General features: G+C 49.1%; 2 protein-coding genes. Both read right to left on the minus strand.

The window, feature by feature from the left end; all coding sequences use genetic code 11:
* Positions 1 to 231: 231 nt before the first annotated feature.
* Entirely contained in the window at positions 232 to 2,079 is a 1,848-nt protein-coding gene (locus ASC50_RS07630) for a SusC/RagA family TonB-linked outer membrane protein (RefSeq protein ID WP_055432617.1), read from the minus strand.
* A partial coding sequence (locus tag ASC50_RS07635; RefSeq protein WP_262482206.1) for a SusC/RagA family TonB-linked outer membrane protein occupies positions 2,076 to 3,376 on the minus strand: 1,301 nt, incomplete at its 5' end. The genes ASC50_RS07635 and ASC50_RS07630, both read right to left, overlap by 4 nt.

Below are 3,376 nucleotides of genomic sequence, written 5' to 3' on the forward strand. Positions count from 1 at the left end.
ACTTGCCTTTCAAATAGCCGCAACCATCAGGTAGCGGGACAACTGTCTTCTCTAACATCGCAGGTAAAAACAGACAATCGGCATCACCTGCTTTCCTGTTGACTTAAGCCCGGTGCTGTATAGTAACCTTGAACCTTGATTTTAATAAGATTTTCAGGATTACCATGATAATCACATTTTCTATATATAATCTTGTTAATCTTTTTAATCTTGTGAAAATCGTGGTTCAGACTAAAATGATAATTGCAATCCTACATTAAACCTCCTATTTAGCGGGTATCCCATACCGCTGCCGCCCATTTCGGGGTCCCACTGTTTGAAGGGGCTGATGACGAACAGATTTTCGGCACTGAAATACACACGAATGTTTTCCACTCCGAGTCTCTTGATGTTGTCGAAGCTGTAACCCGCTTCAACGGTTTTGAGCCGCAGGAACGAGCCGTCGCGCAACCACCAAGAAGACAATTGTGTATTGTTCACTATCGGCTCCGTTGACAAACGGGGCCAGAAGGCATGCACGTCGGGATTCGTTTCCGTCCATGCACCCCGTGTCACCATTGCCAAAGCGTTGCGTCTGTTGATGAACGGGGCTATACCGTGTTTGGTAGTACCGCCTTCCGTATATTCACCTCTGGGGTCGATGAAGAACGAAACCCTTGCATTCCCCTGGAAGAAGAAAGAGAGGTCGAACTTCTTAAAGCCGCCGGATAATCCGAAGCCATACTGAATTTCAGGTGTTGTCGGAAAACCCATGGCGACCTGGTCATTCTGATTGATTCTACCGTCACCGTTGACATCCTTGTATTTGATGTCACCGGCTTGTACAACACCCCAATTCTGTGCGGGTGACTGCGCCACTTCGGCATCATCCACAAAGAGCCGTTCTGCCACATAACCCCACTGCACACCGGCACTGCGTCCCTTTCTATAGAGGTAATCATACTCGTAATCCGGCTCGTCAAATTCTATGTATTTATTGACGGCGTATGTAAAATTGGCACGCCCCGTGAGCCAGAAATCATTGGTGAAAAACTTCTGATAATCAATAGAAGCATCTATACCCTTCGATTCCATCTCGCCAACATTACCCCACATTTCGATGTCACCAAAACCGGTGGTGGCAGGAATATCGGTACGCCGCATAAAGATATTGCGCCGGTTATCCTGGAATACGTCCACCTGCAATTTGAGTGGACCACCCTGCAACAGACCCAATTCCACACCGATATTGTACTTGTCGGATACTTCCCATCCGATATTGTTATTGGCAAAACCGGATATGGTGTAACCGTCATACTTGTTGCTCATCAATTGTCCGAACATATAATTCCTCTGGGCATCGTTGGGCACATAAGCCAGCTTCGAGAGGAACTGGAAGCGTTTGTCTCTGGCAGAAATATTGTCGTTACCGACCTGTCCCCAAGTAAATTTCAGTTTCAGCAGGTCAACGTAATCTTTAGCGGATGCCCAAAATGCTTCGTTGGAAATCAACCAGCCTGCACCAATGGAAGGGAAGAATCCGAACCGTTTGGAGCCTGTAAATTTTTCGGAACCATTGTATCCATAGCCAAATTCAGCGAAATAGCGGTCATCGTAGTCGTAAGTCAAACGACCCGAATTACCGACGTTCCGTTCCGGCAAGGTCTTAGGCAAGGAACCTCCGTCCACACTGAACAGGTTTTCCTGTAGCATAAACACCGTCATGGCACCAACAGAATGTAAGCCGAAAGTACGGTCCCAGTTCGCACGGGCTTCCACATAGTAGTTGGAAGAAGTGTTGCGGGTAGCGACGGCCGGATTAAGCGAGGTCGACCCATTGTTGTTGATGCGATACAGGCGATATTTGTCTGTAACAATGTCATAAGACTCCACATCATAGAAAAACGGAGTGTAAGTTCTTGTCATGCCATACTTGCTCCATGTGCCGGCAGATACCTTTGCCTGCACTTTCAGCCCTTCGGTAATGAAACCCAAATCCTGCATGACAGTTGCCTGTGCAGTAACAGTCGTTTCGTCACGCGATTCATATCCCTTCACCATCTCGGCGTATGGATTTGTTTTCCATGCACTTCCACTCACCGGACGGGAACCAAACAGCGTATGCTGTGTGTAGATATGGGCGTCATCCGGTGTATATATACGACAGGAAAATCAACAGGGTTGCCCTCCATCACCTGATTGAAGATGTCGCCTGCCGACACGCTCGGACCTGTATATTTCTCATAGCGCGCCTGTAAACGAGTATCCAAGGTCGTCGTGGGCGACAGTTTGAAAATCACATTGTTGCGGAGATTGAACCGGTTGATGTCGATGTTGGTGTTGAAATTGTTTCGATTATCGACTTTCAACAATCCGTTTTCATTTTCGTAGCCTACGGATACGAAATAGTTCGCAACGGCACCACCACCCGAGACATTCACATTCGCTCTGGTATTAACGGTCTGTTGCTTGAACAGCATATCATACCAGTCCACATTGGGGTACATCATCGGATTTTCGCCCCGTATGGTGGACTGAATCTTCTGTTCGTCGTAATAGACATCCCTGTCCGGGTAGCGCGATTGAAGTGCCTGATTGTACAACTGCATGTACTCCACAGCACCGATCATTTCAGGAAGCGCGGTAGGCGTACTCACATTGACATCCACGCGGGCATTGATTTTCGGTTTGCCTTCGCGTCCGCTTTTGGTGGTTACCAGGATGATACCGTTGGCACCGCGAGAGCCGTAGAGCACCGCTGCCGAAGCATCCTTCAGGATAGAAAAACTTTCGATGTCGTCCGGCGTCATGCGCGCCAGGTCATCGGCAGTAGATTCAAATCCGTCCACCAGGATTAAGGGTGATTTAGCGTACCCAAAGGTGGTAACGCCGCGCACAAAGAACTGTGCATTGTCCGCACCCGGTTCGCCACTGGTCTGGTACGAAATCAATCCTGGAATCTTACCTGCAAAAGCAGAGGTCAGGTTCGAGGAGGGCACTTTCAGGTCGGATACCTTGACCGTCTCAATGGAGGCAACCACGCTGCTTTTCTTCTGCTTGCCGAAAGCGACAATGGTTACTTCGTCCAGTTCGTTGGACTTGGGCTTGAGCGGAATCACAAACTCCGCCTTGTCACCCACCGTCACAGTGTAGGTGTCGTACCCCAAAAAAGAAACCTCCAAAACATCCGTTGGCGAAACGTCTATTTTGAACGAACCATCCATGTCGGTCACTACTCCGCGAGAGCTCCCTTTGATGGTGATGGTGGAACCGGGGACTCCTTCTCCGGTTTCATCGTACACGAAGCCGGTAACGGTCTTCGTCCCTGTCGAGGGAATTGCAACCTCGATAATCTGCGCCGCCTCCTGCGGCGCCTCAGCGCGAATACTTTGCGCCC

The sequence above is a fragment of the Candidatus Symbiothrix dinenymphae genome, assembly GCF_001431085.1.